4 tRNA genes are annotated in these 472 nt (G+C 48.1%); all 4 read left to right on the forward strand.

What is annotated here, in order from left to right:
* Positions 1-44: 44 nt before the first annotated feature.
* The 4 genes from ACQ76X_RS36290 to ACQ76X_RS36305 all read left to right on the forward strand — a co-directional run bounded on the left by ACQ76X_RS36290 (position 45) and on the right by ACQ76X_RS36305 (position 439).
* A tRNA-Asn gene (locus ACQ76X_RS36290) sits at positions 45-120 on the forward strand.
* A gap of 3 nt (positions 121-123) precedes the next feature.
* Positions 124-216: transfer RNA gene (locus tag ACQ76X_RS36295), tRNA-Ser, on the forward strand.
* A gap of 17 nt (positions 217-233) precedes the next feature.
* Positions 234-308 (forward strand) — tRNA-Glu (locus tag ACQ76X_RS36300).
* 55 nt (positions 309-363) lie between these two features.
* Positions 364-439: transfer RNA gene (locus ACQ76X_RS36305), tRNA-Val, on the forward strand.
* Positions 440-472 lie beyond the last annotated feature (33 nt).

Consider the following 472-nt stretch of genomic DNA (forward strand, 5'->3'; position numbering starts at 1 on the left):
CGTTTCGGATTCAGTTTTCAGGCGATCAAGCCTGATATGAATATTCCCTGATAGCTCAGTTGGTAGAGCACTCGACTGTTAATCGAGTTGTCACAGGTTCGAGTCCTGTTCGGGGAGCCATATGGAGAGGTGTCCGAGTTTGGCCGAAGGAGCACGATTGGAAATCGTGTAGGCGCCACAAGCGTCTCGAGGGTTCGAATCCCTCTCTCTCCGCCACAATTTTTTACAGGTATGGCCCGTTGGTCAAGGGGTTAAGACACCTCCCTTTCACGGAGGTAACATGGGTTCGAATCCCATACGGGTCACCATTTCTTCACTTGATTTCATCTAGTGAAATTGCTACAATAACAATTGTTCGTTTATGGAGGCTTAGCTCAGCTGGGAGAGCATCTGCCTTACAAGCAGAGGGTCGGGGGTTCGATCCCCTCAGCCTCCACCATTGTAACTTTCAAATGAATACTTTTTTTACTTT

It is taken from the genome of Paenibacillus sp. IHBB 3054 (assembly GCF_051594305.1).
Classification (GTDB): domain Bacteria; phylum Bacillota; class Bacilli; order Paenibacillales; family Paenibacillaceae; genus Paenibacillus_AQ.